The organism is Paenibacillus sp. NPDC058177, from assembly GCF_042883835.1.
Taxonomy (GTDB): Bacteria; Bacillota; Bacilli; order Paenibacillales; family Paenibacillaceae; genus Paenibacillus_AQ; species Paenibacillus_AQ agri.
Window position 1 is genome coordinate 1,201,677 of sequence record NZ_JBHVVB010000001.1, and the last position, 13,825, is coordinate 1,215,501.

At 49.2% G+C, this 13,825-nt stretch carries 14 protein-coding genes; 3 read left to right on the forward strand and 11 right to left on the reverse strand.

Translation table 11 applies throughout. The features are described 5' to 3' along the window. Positions 1-6: 6 nt before the first annotated feature. The 9 genes from ACFVU8_RS05725 to ACFVU8_RS05765 all read right to left on the reverse strand — a co-directional run bounded on the left by ACFVU8_RS05725 (position 7) and on the right by ACFVU8_RS05765 (position 8,676). Positions 7-1,509, reverse strand: a complete 1,503-nt coding sequence (locus tag ACFVU8_RS05725) for a hypothetical protein (RefSeq protein ID WP_175371084.1) — start codon at positions 1,507-1,509, stop codon at positions 7-9. A 180-nt stretch (positions 1,510-1,689) separates the two neighbouring features. Further along, positions 1,690-2,283: a GNAT family N-acetyltransferase gene (locus ACFVU8_RS05730; RefSeq protein WP_387426195.1), complete on the reverse strand. Its 594-nt coding sequence runs from the start codon at positions 2,281-2,283 to the stop codon at positions 1,690-1,692. Positions 2,284-2,562: 279 nt separating this feature from the next. Then, complete coding sequence (locus ACFVU8_RS05735) at positions 2,563-3,246, reverse strand: HAD family hydrolase (protein WP_379466849.1); 684 nt, start codon at positions 3,244-3,246, stop codon at positions 2,563-2,565. 47 nt (positions 3,247-3,293) lie between these two features. Beyond that, positions 3,294-3,806 carry a peptide-methionine (S)-S-oxide reductase MsrA gene (msrA, locus tag ACFVU8_RS05740; RefSeq protein WP_379466990.1) on the reverse strand — a complete coding sequence of 171 codons (513 nt, stop codon included), beginning with the start codon at positions 3,804-3,806 and terminating at the stop codon, positions 3,294-3,296. A gap of 278 nt (positions 3,807-4,084) precedes the next feature. Further along, the gene (locus ACFVU8_RS05745) at positions 4,085-4,414 is read right to left on the reverse strand and encodes a hypothetical protein (RefSeq protein WP_387426196.1); all 330 of its coding nucleotides are present in this window, start codon (positions 4,412-4,414) and stop codon (positions 4,085-4,087) included. Between the two features lie 164 nt (positions 4,415-4,578). Next, positions 4,579-5,589 carry a Gfo/Idh/MocA family protein gene (locus ACFVU8_RS05750; RefSeq protein ID WP_387426197.1) on the reverse strand — a complete coding sequence of 337 codons (1,011 nt, stop codon included), beginning with the start codon at positions 5,587-5,589 and terminating at the stop codon, positions 4,579-4,581. Positions 5,590-5,618: 29 nt separating this feature from the next. Then, the gene (locus tag ACFVU8_RS05755) at positions 5,619-6,707 is read right to left on the reverse strand and encodes a Gfo/Idh/MocA family protein (RefSeq protein WP_387426198.1); all 1,089 of its coding nucleotides are present in this window, start codon (positions 6,705-6,707) and stop codon (positions 5,619-5,621) included. Further along, the gene (locus ACFVU8_RS05760) at positions 6,704-7,480 is read right to left on the reverse strand and encodes a sugar phosphate isomerase/epimerase family protein (protein WP_387426200.1); all 777 of its coding nucleotides are present in this window, start codon (positions 7,478-7,480) and stop codon (positions 6,704-6,706) included. Before ACFVU8_RS05760 ends, ACFVU8_RS05755 begins: the two co-directional genes overlap by 4 nt. 29 nt (positions 7,481-7,509) lie before the next feature. Continuing rightward, complete coding sequence (locus ACFVU8_RS05765; RefSeq protein ID WP_387426201.1) at positions 7,510-8,676, reverse strand: Gfo/Idh/MocA family protein; 1,167 nt, start codon at positions 8,674-8,676, stop codon at positions 7,510-7,512. A 161-nt stretch (positions 8,677-8,837) separates the two neighbouring features. Here ACFVU8_RS05765 and ACFVU8_RS05770 point away from each other — a divergent pair, with 161 nt between their 5' ends. Further along, positions 8,838-9,668, forward strand: a complete 831-nt coding sequence (locus tag ACFVU8_RS05770; RefSeq protein WP_387426202.1) for an AraC family transcriptional regulator — start codon at positions 8,838-8,840, stop codon at positions 9,666-9,668. Positions 9,669-9,704: 36 nt separating this feature from the next. Further along, positions 9,705-10,559, forward strand: coding sequence for an SDR family oxidoreductase (locus tag ACFVU8_RS05775; RefSeq protein ID WP_387426203.1), 855 nt, complete (start codon positions 9,705-9,707; stop codon positions 10,557-10,559). A gap of 245 nt (positions 10,560-10,804) precedes the next feature. Here the strand turns inward: ACFVU8_RS05775 and ACFVU8_RS05780 are convergent, their stop codons facing one another. Then, on the reverse strand, positions 10,805-11,698 hold the full coding sequence (locus tag ACFVU8_RS05780; RefSeq protein WP_387426205.1) for a hypothetical protein: 894 nt from the start codon (positions 11,696-11,698) through the stop codon (positions 10,805-10,807). Between the two features lie 870 nt (positions 11,699-12,568). On the opposite strand from ACFVU8_RS05780, the gene fabZ reads away from it, so the two are divergent. Then, a complete protein-coding gene (gene fabZ, locus ACFVU8_RS05785) occupies positions 12,569-12,997 on the forward strand; it encodes a 3-hydroxyacyl-ACP dehydratase FabZ (RefSeq protein ID WP_387426207.1) in 429 nt (142 codons plus the stop codon). 200 nt (positions 12,998-13,197) lie between these two features. On the opposite strand, the gene ACFVU8_RS05790 is transcribed toward fabZ, so the two are convergent. Continuing rightward, positions 13,198-13,824 carry a hypothetical protein gene (locus ACFVU8_RS05790; protein ID WP_387426210.1) on the reverse strand — a complete coding sequence of 209 codons (627 nt, stop codon included), beginning with the start codon at positions 13,822-13,824 and terminating at the stop codon, positions 13,198-13,200. Position 13,825: the final 1 nt, after the last annotated feature.

The window sequence follows — 13,825 nt, forward strand, 5'->3', positions numbered from 1 at the left end:
ACCTTTCTATTCTACAATCGTAATCGTATATGGACTGATATCAAGGCCTGGCCAGAAAACACGCTGCGGTCCTTCCACAGCGATAGACGTCCGCAGCTTTTTACCACGCAGTACCTCCAGTTGCGGATTACCCGTTAACAAGTGCGCAATCAGTTGCTGACATTCGTCGCTGCCACTGCCGCTGTCATCCTCCTGCTCCTGCACTGTAATTTCAGTCTGGAAGAACTGAATCCATAAATCGATCGCATGGGGAGTGGCAGCCCATTTGAGCTGCTCTTCTGCTGTAAAAGCCTGCGCTGTGAATGTAAACGACCCCTGTTCTGCCAAAGTATGAAACACCGGCATCCACAGTAGGGCCACCTCTGCCCACGGAATGCCTTTGGCAACATAGGGTGGAGAGAGGTCCTGCTCATCTTCCTCCAATTCTTCCGGCAATAGCTCAGGCATAAAACCAACGTCCTGCTCTTCCCAAGCCCAAGGCAGCGGATAGACAAAATCCTGATTCGGCGCGAACAGACCACCGATCAGCAGATCCAGACTGTCCCCAGAAGGTAGTCCCTCTTCCTTGACCCATTCCTCCCATACATGTGTACGGAAGTTGAAGCCCGTCGCGCCCCAGAACAGTTCCGGGAAATTCAGCCGCAGATTCGTCTCCACCTCGAAAATATTGAGGACCATCTCGGCCAGCTCATCATGCACCCGTCTGGACAGCTCCACCCGCTCTGACAGCAGACGAATCTCGTTAAAGTCGATAACATCTTTCTCATCATTGGCGAGCCGGGCCAGCGAACGATGAATATTGTCAAAGTGCCTGCGCTCCTCGTCGAACTGCTGATGGATCTCCTCCAACCGCTGGTGACGTGACACCCCGTATTCGCTGAAAATATGCTTTGGATTGCGGCGCAGCGCGTTCCGGTATTCCTGTTGCTGCTGCGTCATTTTGCGCACCCTGGAGATCAGTTCATTGACATCCTGCAGCGCCCGGGTCACCCGGCCATGCTTGATATGCATCTGAATTTCCAACAGCTTGATGCTGATCTGGAATTCCTCGATAATCTCGTGGCTCATGAAGATCAGCTCCATGGCATACTCCGAGAGCCGGTAGATCGTCTTGCCGTTCTCCTCCCAGCTACTTCGCGTTGCGTCTTCATCCACCGTAAAATATTTATATTTCTGCAGCGTCATCTGTCCCGTGGCATCATCATAATACCAGGATTCAAAATCCCCGCCGTTCCCGCTCCACAGCAAGCCGTCTACCAAACGCTCCACCGACTCGGTTGTGCCTAACGGGGCTATATTAAAACGCTCCAGCGCAGTCCAGACTAGCGCAATGATATCTTCTTTCGAGCGTCTTTCATTGGATTCCAGTTCCAGATAATAGACTTGCAGCAGGACACTTAACGCCAGCATCTCTTTATAAGGATGAATCTCCCCAAGGTTCATACCAGCGCCCAGATTCCACAAGGGATTCAGCCGTTTATTCCGCTCACCAAAATCAGACCAGTTCATCTTTCAGCCAACCCTTCATTGTCTAAAACTACTACTCTCAATCCATCAGCCTCCATAAAAATAACATAAACCCATATCCGCCCCTCGAAGGGGATAAATATGGGTTGGAGATTTCAGCATTACCTCTTAACATACACGAATATATGTTTCTATTATAGCATAATTGAGTATTTTTGCTAATTAGTATTTATGATTCAACAAGTAATGCAGGTTGTCTTTAACGGTAGGCCATTCTGAATCGAGAATACTATAGATGACATTATCCAGCACGGTGCCGTTAGACCTCAGACGGTGGTTACGCAGTACGCCTTCCCTGACCCCGCCGATTCGTTCAACAGCCCGCTGGGACCTTTGATTATTGCCAATCACTGAGAACTGTACGCGCACAAGTTCGAGTTCTTCGAAGCAGTGGTGAAGAAGCAGGGATTTGGACTCGGTGTTGACCCTCGTTCGCCAGTATTCCGGGGCGATCCAGGTGCAGCCAATTTCCGCGTTCCGGTGATTTACGTCCAGGTGATGAATACGGGTGGTGCCGATAATTTGATCGGTAGCCCTATCAAAGATGGTATAAGGAGCCTCTGTGCCATTTTCTTTGTTCGCGAGTGCGGTTAAAAGTAATTGGTCAATCTGCTCAGGCGTAGTGACTTGCCTCCAGGTATACTCCCAGATTGAAGGGCTTGCCAATACAGCAGTCAGCCCGGCAGTGTGACTTTTTTCCATTGGAACAAGCCGTATAGCTTCGCCTGACAGTTCATCAAGATGTGTAGGCCACATGTGAATCCAACGCTCCCTTTGGTAAGATGATAGAACTTGAGAAAATGGTCTTCCAAGACCAAGTATGCTTCACCAATGGGCATGAAATCAACTAGTTTTTTATTCTACAAATTCCCTGCCAGAAGGCTGGAATTTCACCTTGGGAAATGATCCATTTCTTCCGTCGATCAGGGCTCCGTCCGTCCCTTTTAGTTCCTTGTTGAAGAAGTCCAGAACGTAACGAGATTAAAGAAAAAGAAGCCCATTACGGGCTTCTCGTTTCTTTACTCAATCTACAGATTAGGCCCCGCTGACGATCCCAGCCTCACGAATTCGGGCGATAATCTCTCCAACCTCTTCTACTCGGCTAGCGATGTGATCTGCTCCGGCACTGCTAAGCTCTACTTCTGAACCATATCCGAACAGGACGCCGATAGATTCCACGCCACAGCCTATGGCACCAATAATGTCATGCTTCCGGTCGCCGATCATCACCGCTTGCTCTGGCGCGATATCGTTCTGATCCAGAACGTATTGGATCACTTCTTGCTTCTTGGATCGTGTTCCGTCGAGGTTGCTGCCCACGACATGCTTGAAGTAAGCGGCAAGTCCGTAATGCTCGATAATCTGTTCGGCAAACACGGTCGGCTTGGAGGTCGCCACATACAGGCTATATCCCTGCTCTTTTAACCCCTCAAGCAGTTCAGGAATACCTGGAATAACAGCGTTCTCGAACTTACCAATGGTGCTGTAGCGCTCACGGTAGAGCTCAACGGCCCGGCGGGCCTTGTCCTCTGAGAAACCATTCAATTCGATAAAAGAATCGTATAATGGCGGTCCGATATAGGGAAGCAGCGTATCCAGATCCTCGACCTGATTGTCCAGCTGGTTCAGGGCATAGGCCACACTCTTCGTAATTCCCTCTTTCGGATCGGTTAACGTACCGTCCAGATCAAACAAAATACTTTGCAATGTTCTGCTCACACCTTCAAACTCCCTCCGAAATAAACAACGAATATTAGAATTATTGATTACCAGTGCTTCTCGATGAAGGTGTCGCGGCCAGACTGTTCCCGGTCCTCCTTGTAATGCTTGGGGTTCTTCTTATGATAATCCTGGTGATACTCCTCCGCACGGTAGAAGACCGGAGCCGGCAGAATCTCTGTCACAATGGGTCCTTCAAAACGGCCGCTGGCAGCCACATCCACCTTGGAAGCTTCTGCTGCCAAGCGCTGTTCTTCATTATAATAGAAAACCGCTGTCCGGTACTGAGAGCCACGGTCCTGAAATTGACCTCCGTCATCCGTAGGATCGATCTGTGGCCAGAACAGCTCAAGCAGTCTTTCATATGGAAATAGCGAGGGGTCGAACGTAATCTGTACAACCTCGTAATGGCCTGTCTCTCCTGTCTTGACCTCTTCGTAAGTAGGATTAACCGTCTGTCCGCCGGCGTATCCTGAGACGATACCGTGAATGCCCGGCAGCTCTTCAAAAGGGGTTACCATGCACCAAAAACATCCTCCAGCAAACATAGCTTGTTCCATCATTATAATTCCTCTCTCTATACAGTCATGTATCTACTTATATTAAAGACACATTTGCCTGCTGAGGTCAATATGGATCAAGCTACATGCTGGATGGTTTACGTAGACTAGGAATCTGTCGGTTGAGTAGAAAGTGTCTCGATGTCAGTGGAGCCAAAGAAAAACAATCCAAACAATATAAAAAAAATAACCCACATCCCAAAATCCGGCCCAACAGTTTCGCTCATTACTTATTTGCTCCTTCACTTGTAATTAGCTTGCGTGTGTCTTCATCTCTTCTAGCCTTTTTGGCTCTTCTGCGTAAAGGCTTGAAGTACTTCGTCGATCGTCATATCGCCATTGTCGTTAAGAAACTTTACCATGTTGTCCACATTGGTGTTCTTAATCAGCGTTTTATATTTACCAGTCAGCCCGACAAGCAGCGTGGCTTGTTTGAATATAGTTACCGAATCTACATTCAGCTTCCCGGTTAAAAGTAAGGCTGCAACAATGATCTCCAAGTTCTTTCCACCATTAAGGAGTGCCTGAATGGAACGATCCGCGCTTGCTCCATTCTTCGATCTGCTAGATGAAACCGTTGTTTTTTTGTTCCTTCCAGGGGAAGTCATAGTAATCCTCCCGCCTCTTTAATGAATGTGAAATGCTGATTCTCCATCTGTTATCTTATTCTTGTAGGGAGGTTTCGGTTACTGGGCTTATACAATAAAGCAGGCCGCGAAATATCGCGGCCTGCTTCATACGTGTCGATTTAATTATAAAATCATATATCCTTCTATGATCTGGCGTTAGATGAGCTGTAAATATCCTTCGCCAGCTTCATTGCCTTGAAGCCCTCTTCACCGTCAATCCAGAATTTACGATTCTCACGGATATGGCTATAGAAGTCCTCAATCAATCGAAAATGTCCAGTGCCCCAGTAGGATTTGGCTCCTGCGGATTTGGTGGCTGGTTCACATAAGAGTGTCTCCTGATCGTCCTTCCAGAGATACAGGCAATCTCTCCGCTGCAGGAGTGTTCCTTGCTCGAACACCACTTCCAGCTCTACTGGTGAATTGACCAGATAAGCGTTCGTTCCGTAGAAAAGCCCTCTGGCTTCATTACTGAAATCAATGCACGCATGTGCGGTGTCCTCAACCTCGATTACACCGTCCAGGACATCCGTCGTTACACTTCCCCGTACCGAGCGAATCTCTCCTCCGAACCATTGCAGAAGATCCAGCGTATGAATGGTCTGATTCATGAGGACTCCTCCGCCCTCAGTCGCCCAGTAGCCTCTCCAGTTGCTGGACTGATAATAGGCTTCGTCCCGGTGCCAAGTGACTACGCCTTTCAGGCAGAGTAACCGTCCCAGTTCGCCTGATTCGATCATTTGCTTGATGCGCACGGATGGGTCATTGTAGCGATTCTGGAACACTACGCCAAGCTGCCCTGTACTGTTGGCGGCAGCCTTAAGCAGGCGGTGAGCAGCATCAAGGCTATCTGCCAGCGGCTTTTCGGTCAGGACATGCTTGCCGGCATGTAGCAGTTCTACGGCCATGTCCGCATGTAAGTGGTGCGGAGTACATAAATGAACTACATCAATATCGTCTCTGTCGATGATGGTTCGATAATCAGTAGTGGACATACAGCCGTATTCCCGACCTGCCTGTTCGGCCTTCGAGGGATCACTGTCCACAACAGCAAGCAGCTCTACGCCTTGAAGCCCAGCCAGTGCCTGGGCATGCAGCGGGAAAATTGCACCACAGCCAATAATCGCTGCGCCAAGCTTTTTCGTATTTTGCATGGTTCGCTCGTCCTTCCGCGCTGCCAGCGCTAACGTAATTGGTCCGGCGTCAGATTGACTGCCTGAGCCTGGGCTGTGAGACACAGCTCTGCTGCCTTGAAGGCATGCTCCTGAGTCATGGCCAGCTCGGTCCGGTTCAGAACATCCAGGATCAGCTCACCGAAGAATGGAAAACCGACCTTGCCTGCGACATGCTCGTAATGCTCACCCTCCGCATCAGCCCAGAATACGTGATCCCCACTGTTCGAGCGGCCCAGATCGGTGTATTTGCGCAGTTCAATATACCCTTCCGTCCCGAGGATCATCGTTCGCCCATCGCCCCAAGTACCGAGCCCCTCAGGGGTGAACCAGTCTACACGGAAATACTGGGTGGCACCGTTATCGCCGACAAGCGTTGCATCACCGAAGTCTTCCAGCTCTGGGTAGTCGGCATGATTATAATTGGCCACTTTGCTATGCAGTACTTTGGCAGATTGGCAGCCGGCATAATACAGGAACTGTTCAATTTGATGGCTGCCGATGTCGCAGAGAATCCCCCCATACTGCTGCCGTTTGAAGAACCAGTCCGGACGACTAGGCGCGTTAAGACGATGAGGTCCCATGCCGATAACCTGAAGCACCCGTCCAATGCGACCATCACGGATCAGTTGCCCGGCATAGACTGCACTTTCCACATGCAGCCGTTCGCTGAAGTAGACCATGTACTTCTGCCGGGTCCGTTCCGCCTGAACTCGGGCAGCGGACAGTTGATCCAGTGTTGTGAACGGTGTCTTATCTGTGAAGTAATCCTTGCCATGCGCCATGACCTTCAAGCCGAGCGCTGCACGCTCCGAGGGGATCGCAGCGGCAGCAACGAGATGAACTGCAGCATCTTCCAGAATTTCTTCCGCTGATCGGGCAGCCTTTACGCCTGGATAGGTATCCAAGAAAACCTTCACTTTAGCGGGATCAGGATCATACACCCATTTTAGCTGTGCTCCAGCTTCGATTAGACCGTTGCACATCCCGTAGATATGACCGTGATCCAGTGCTATTGCTGCAATCACGAATTCTCCCGTCTGTACCACCGGCTTAGCCTCGTGGCAAGGGGCATAATTCATCCCGTCCTTGCGATTCATTTGGACCCTCCCTGAAGGTAGCTCTGCAAATACTTAAGACTGATGCTCACACTTTCGAATGGATCGCGACGGCATGCATCCTGCTCAACTACATACCATTCCACACCCGTCTCACGGCAGGCTTCAATAATCCCTTTATAGTTCATGTTTCCTTCACCCAGTTCGGCAAAGGTCTGCCTTCTCTCCACAATGGCCATGTCCTTAAGGTGAACGACTCCCATCCGTCCTTTTACCTTGCGTGTCCATTCGATAGGATCGCCTCCACCCGCCTGCACCCAGTACAAGTCCAGTTCCAGGCCGAAGTCCGGAGCGGAATCATTCAGCAGAATCTCCATTCCCGTGACGCCATCTACCCGTTCAAATTCAAAATCATGATTATGATAGATAAATTGCAGGCCATATTGTTCCTTTAGACGACGAGCAATCTCCGAAGCCTGCTGCGCAAACGTCCGGTAACCTTCCTGGCTGGTACGATAATGATCAGGCAGCCCGCCAAGACCGATATACTTACAGTCCCACAGCTGATGCTCGCGGGCCAGGGCGTCCAGATCATTTTCCAAGCGGTCCCAAGAAACATGAGTAGCACAGATTTTCAAACCTGCCTCGTCTGCGTATTCCTTAACTTTTGCCGGGTCAATCGGTCCGATCCCAGACACTTGGACAGCAGTATAACCGATCGCCGCCACCTTCTGAAAAGTTGTTCTGAGCTCATCTGGTGTTTGGGTAAAATCTCTTAAAGTGTACATCTGCAATGCGATATTGGAATGTTGCATAGGGAAATCATCTCCTGAATGTTAGTTGATTAGTGCGTTCCTTTGACATCGAGTGTCTTGTTCCCGGCTGCTGCTTTTTGAAAAGTAGAGCTTTCGATCTTCTCGGTCAGCTTCTTATGGAACAGCTCAGCATCGATCGGCAGATCCACCCAATTGTCGGTCCAAGAAGATAAATACATCGCATTCGAAAGCGTCAGGCCGCGAATACCTTCCTCTCCCGGAGCCAGCAGCGGCTCATCGTGCAGGATCGCACGGGTGAAATTCCGCAGAATGCCATTATGCTGATCACCGCCGCCCGGTTCGACCGGAATCTCGCATTTCCAGCTCTCCGGCGCGCCGAAGCCTTCTTCGTATTCAGCATTGAATTTTGGCTCGGGAGTGCGAAGCCGCCAGAAGGTCAGACTGCCGTTTTCGACCACTATTTTCCCATTGTCGCCTGTGATCTCAAAACGGTTCGTGCCCGGTGCTTCTCCTGTTGTCGTAATGAACAGTCCAGTCGCCCCGTTCTCATACTCAACATAAGCGGTTACATCATCTTCGACCTCAATGTTCCGGTACTTGCCGAAATGACAGAAGGCACGCACACGCTTCGGCATCATCCCGGTCGTCCATTGCCACAAATCAAGCTGATGCGGGTCCTGATTCAGCAGCACACCGCCACCTTCCCCGCCCCAAGTCGCCCGCCAGCCGCCGGAGTTATAGTAACTCTGCGTTCTATACCAGTCCGTAATGATCCAGTTGGTGCGGCGGATCTCACCAAGCTCACCGGATTGGATGAGGTCTCTTAGCTTCTGGTAGAGCGGGTTCGTGCGCTGGTTATACATAATTCCGAATTTCAGCTCGGGATGGGCCGCAGCCGTCTCATTCATTTCTTGCACAGCCTTGGTGTACACGCCTGCCGGCTTCTCAATCAAGGTATGGTATCCTGCGTTCAGCGCCTCAATCGCCAGCGTCGGGTGGTCGTAATGCGGTGTCGCAATGAGTACAGCATCCACAGTCTTCGCTGCAAACAGCTCTGCTGGGGTGCTGTAATGCTTCACTGTTTCCGGCAGATGCTCCCCTGCCCACTCCAGACGTTCCGGGCTGATATCACAAACTGCCGCCAGCTCAGCGCCTTTAATTTCACTTAATAGATTGATCGCATGAGCACGACCCATATTCCCTATTCCAATAATCCCATAACGTACGGTTGACATAATGGATCACTTCCCTGTTCATAAGTATGACTTGAGGATATACCGGCAAACGGAAAGTGAACATGCCAGGAATTAAGATTCTTTTGTAAATAAATAAGATACATTAGATAAATCAACAATAATCGCTATAATGGATTTAGAACGCTTTCACAAGGAGCCTGATGATGAATACCCCTCCCAATCTTACAAGCGGTATGCTGGAGAATTTGAGTGTCAACGTATCCTATGCCCAGGTCAGCACCAAATATCCTGGATGGAACCGAACCAATGAGACTCCCTCCTTTGGCCGGTTCTATTACATAGACAAGGGTGAAGGTAAGGTCGTGCTTAACGGGATGACTTACTATCCGAAGCCAGGGCAGCTGATGATTATGCCGGCAGGTACAACACAGACCACGGATACGTCTCGTGAAAATCCATACACCCGCTATTACTGTCATTTCGATGCCCGTATCGGGGAATGGCCGCTGTTCCATGCCGCAGGCAAGCTGTATATCAGCGATGCGCCGGACCGGGATGCTGTGCGGAAGATTTTTGCCGAGATGATCGCCAACTTCCACCGGAATGATTTTTTCTCCAAAATGCGTACACAGGCTTCGCTGATGAATCTCTTAGCCCTTTGCCTCGAATCTGGCGGGTATCAGGACTTCATGAAAGAATTTATCATGACTGGCGATCAGGGCAAGCTGGCGAGTGTCCTCAATTTTATTGATGAACGCCTGAACTGGCCGCTGGAGGTTGAAGATCTCGCCGAGATTGTGCATTTGCATCCGAATTACTTTATTCCTTATTTCAAAAAATTCGTGGGGGTCCCTCCCATGCAGTATGTCCAGCTCAAACGGATGGAGTATGCCAAGCGGCTCCTCTCCTATTCAGATTCCAGCATCTCCAGCGTCGCCGAGCAGGTCGGGATGGAGCTGGCGCACTTCTCTAAAACCTTCAAGAAAAACACGGGAGTCTCTCCCTCCGCTTACCGGATCAGTACGAAATAATTTATAAATCCTATGACATGACAAGGAGCGATTATTATGGGCAATCTGGCAATACATCCTACACTGGCAGGAAAAGTGGTGGTCATTACAGGCGGGGCGGGCGTCTTGTGTCGTGCAATGGCACTTGAACTGGCATGCCAAGGCGCGAAGGTGGCTATTCTTAACCGTACTTTGGAGAAAGGCGAGGCTTTGCAGGCCGAGATTGAAGGTGCGGGCGGGCAGGCTTGTGCAATTGCCTGTGATGTAACGGACAAGAACAGCGTTGCAAAAGCCGCTAATGAGGTAGAACAGCGCTGGGGCCCTTGCGATCTGCTGATCAACGGTGCCGGTGGCAATGATGCTTCGGCCAATACAACGAAAGAAAGCTATGAGCCGGGGGATCTGGACAATCCCGACATTCATTCCTTCTTCGATCTCAGCGTTCCAGGCTTTAGGCAGGTACTTGATCTCAATCTGATCGGCACCCTGATTCCTACCCAGATTTTTGCCGCTCAGATGCTTGGACGACAAGGTGCGGCTGTCATCAATATCTCTTCGATGAGCGCCGAATCCTCGTTGACCAAAGTACCTGCATATAGCGCCGCCAAGGCGGGCATCAACAATTTCACGAACTGGCTGGCTGTCCATCTGGCAGACGCGGGTATTCGCGTGAACGCAATCGCCCCGGGCTTTTTCCTGACCAAACAGAATGAGAAACTGCTAATCCGGGAAGACGGGGAGCTGACAGAGCGTTCTCAGAAGATTATTGCCCATACCCCAATGCGCCGCTTCGGCCAACCGGAAGACCTTCTGGGCACACTACTCTGGCTCGCCGATGAAGAGACCTCGGGCTTTATTACGGGGATTACGGTTCCTGTCGACGGCGGATTTATGGCGTATTCGGGTGTCTAACCTCCTAAGGGAGTATCATTAAGGATAGGTTAATTTTCAATAAAGGTGCCAGCTCATATGTTCATATCCCAGCAGTCCGGCATGTAGCTCGATAAGGGACAGACGATGTTCCGGACCTGCTGGATCTGTTGTTGGATCTGCTGGATATACTGTTGAATCTGCTGTTAGATCTGCTGGAGCGTCCGTGAGCCGGCGGCTTTATAGAATCGTTCAAACTGGTAAGCAGGAGGAAATGGCTGGAATAATTAGTGGCTCAATCGCTGCAGCAGAATGACTGCCAGTTCCTCTGCTGTGTCCCAGAGCAATGGACGGATCTCGCTTGGCAAAATAGGCCCATGATCGTGATGAACACTCTTCATCGTCCAGAGAACAGGTATGTCCTGTCCAAGAGCATATCCTGCTCCAAAATAGACCTCTGGCGCATGAGTGGTCACATCCGCAATTAGCAGCTTGCTTGCCGCGATAGTGTCCAATGCATAACTTGCTTGACGGTCAGACTCCGCAGCATTAAATACTTGAGGACTGTACCCGCATTGTTCAATTCGGGGCAGTACATGGGTTGACCACTCTTCGAGCAGCTCCTGATCGGCCGATAACAGCACACAGCAAGACTTAAGCTTTCTTCCCCCGGCCCTTGCAGCAGCTTCCGCCCAGCCTTTGTCAGTCAGCCTGAAACTCATCCCTTCGCGTACGAGCAGTTCGTCGCCAGCGAGTTTATCTATGATATAGACTAATTCCTGTAGATTCGGTGAGTAGGTTATATTATAGCTGTTGGCCAGCGGCTGAATAACCACCGCTTCACCTGCCACCTCTGAATGCCGGTACAGATATTGCAGGAAACGCGCACCCTTTTCCTCAATGGTGGCCGGAATATCCGGTGAGTTGGCGATGGACTCCAGTTCGCTCGCAGCGAGAACCACCTGATTTCCCCGGTCTAGCTGTTCCCGGATATATGCGGACAGAATAGGAAAAAGCTGCCGTTTGTCCTGATGGCTTAACGCATTAACGGTTTCATAGCTCCCACGAAGCAGTCGGTAGGAATCACCCGGAGCACAATGGCAGTCGATAAATTTATCATAATCCCCACTGGTTTCCAGTGGCACGATTTCATCACAGAATAAGCATTGCTTCTTCGCCATAACGGTTATCAGCTCCTGTTAGAATTTGGGCGCAAGTATTCTCCAGGATAGGATTTGCATAATGTACTGTATTTATAAAACAAATTTTTTTTGAAAAAATCTCAGGTTATAAATAACATTCGCATAAACAACGCTTGCAAAACACCATTTTCCTAAATAGCCTCGTCCAAATAACTTCATCAAAACAAGCTCATCAAAACAAAGCTTAGCTGAATAACCCGTTCATAAGATTGCAGCTCACATGTTTAGCTAACGGACCATATCGCCCTTATTCAAGGAAATAGCTGCTTCTAGAAGATGTAATGGACTCAGGAGACGTTATTTCCGCCTAACCAACGGATTTTGAACCGGATTTCTCCTCATAAGGCCTCTGGAGTCCGTTACAATCTGTAATGCTTGACTCTATAGCAAATAAAGGCTCTGGAGTCCGTTAGCGTGACGGAGATGAAGAACAAAGCACACAGAACAAAGCACACAGTAAGTACGCGATTCAAAGCAGTTTTAGAGTTGAATTTAGAGTTATATTTAGAGTTATATTTAGAGTTATATTTAGAGTTACATTTAGAGCTAAATCCTTTATCAAAATAGCTGACATCGACTGTTTGATAGCAACAGTTAATGCTCAGCACTTACAGGTAAGCCACTGCGGGGTTCACTGGTTCTTGCCATCGCTCCTAAAGCCAGATTTCCTGGTTGTAAAAAGATTCTTCAGAATCCTCCGCCCCGCTGCAGTGTTTGCACTCTTACAGTTCCGTACATTAATAAAGATAACGTCGTTTACGAGCTCAACAAACTGGCTGCCGATTTGGTTATGGTCAATTTTTCCATATGGCGGTAAAATGGTAACAAACTGATCAGAGGAGGCAATTGATGCTTGATATTGAAGCTATAAAAAAGGTGATTCCTCATCGCTATCCATTTCTTTTGGTTGATAGAATCTTGGAAGTTGATGAAGGAAAGCGAGCTGTTGGGATTAAAAATGTGTCCATCAATGAACCATATTTTTCGGGTCATTTTCCCGAGTATCCCGTTATGCCTGGAGTCTTAATCGTAGAGGCCTTAGCACAAGTCGGTGGGATCGTTATGTCGGATGGAGCAAGCAGTGATCAAACAATAGGCTTATTAACGGGTATTGATAATTGTCGTTTCAAACGGCAAGTGAAGCCAGGAGACCAGCTCCTTCTCGAATTCGATGTAACACGGATCAAAGGGAAGATTGTCAAAGGAAAAGGTGTCGCTAAGGTTAACGATGAGTTAGTTTGTGAAGCAGAAATTATGTTTGCATTCAGTTCGATTTAAGTTTTACATATAGCCAAAATTAAAATTCAGCTATGTAGCCCACATAGGACAGACAAAATAGCCTACATATAGCACAGACAAAAAGCCGCTTACGCGGCTTTCCTTCTAATCTTATATCTCTATACGTACCTCACTAACCTCATATCTCTATACTTATATCTCTATACTTATCTCTCGATACAGCTAAACAATCATACCCGTTACTTTAGCGCAATCGTCTTTTTCCACGTCAATTTCTGGCCTTGATCGTTCTTGAAGGTGAACTTCACCTCGCCTTGCTCTCCCTTCATGCTATCCGGGTAAATGAAGCCCATAAACTGGCCGTCACCGCTAATGTAGAAGCCATCGCCTCCGCTCTGACCATGCTCCACAGCTTCTTGCAGTGTATTCACGATATCGTTCTTACCCGACTTCCACTCGATCTGCGACAATGCATACCCTTCAGGACGCTGTTTGATGGCAAAATCAAAACTGTTCCCCTCGATGGGCTTAGGTGTCTGATCAATTACGATCAGTATCTGTTGATCTGTCTGTGGGCCGTCGTTAGGCTCTGCATCTTCTGCCTTTGCGCCGCTGCCGTCAGGAGTTGACGCTTGGTCTGTCGGTACTGCTGTAGGCGATTTTGTAGGCTCTTCTGTAGTTGCTCCGAAAGGCTGCTCTGTTGACACTGCTGTAGGTGCCACTGTAGGCTCGGCCTGTGCCGTAGCACTTGGTGACGCGGAAGGCGTACCACCATTGGCTGCGGACTCCGGTTTTGCCCCGCAAGCACTAAGCAGCAGCGTTGCTGCAAGTACCGCGAGCACATTAATCGTTGCCATTTTATTCATG